Source organism: Bradyrhizobium sp. 25ACV (assembly GCF_054863005.1).
Map to the genome: position 1 here is coordinate 1 of NZ_JAVAYO010000111.1, position 268 is coordinate 268.

The 268-nt window shown below is 67.9% G+C and carries 1 protein-coding gene; it reads right to left on the minus strand.

Features of this window, described 5'->3' with window-relative positions; all coding sequences use genetic code 11:
* Positions 1 to 20: 20 nt before the first annotated feature.
* Positions 21 to 268, minus strand: a 248-nt coding sequence (locus RAD04_RS38775; RefSeq protein ID WP_461627978.1) for a type II secretion system F family protein, incomplete at its 5' end; no start/stop codon positions are given.

A 268-nucleotide genomic window follows, 5' to 3' on the forward strand; every position in this document is an offset into this window, starting at 1 on the left:
GGGTACGACCCACCTGGTCATTAGGCGCCCGAGAAGGCCTGCAGCAGCTGGTGGCCCGCAGGGTACAGCAGCACGATCAGCAGGGCGGGGAACAGCATGCCGATGAGGGGTAAGAGCATCTTCACGGGGGCCTTCTGCACGCGCTCCTGCGCTTCCTGGCGGCGGCGCGTGCGCATCTCAAGCGCGAGGTTGCGCATCATCGCGCCGATCGAAACGCCCAGCGTCTCCCCCTGAACGACCGCACGCACGAACGAGCGCATCGCCGGCG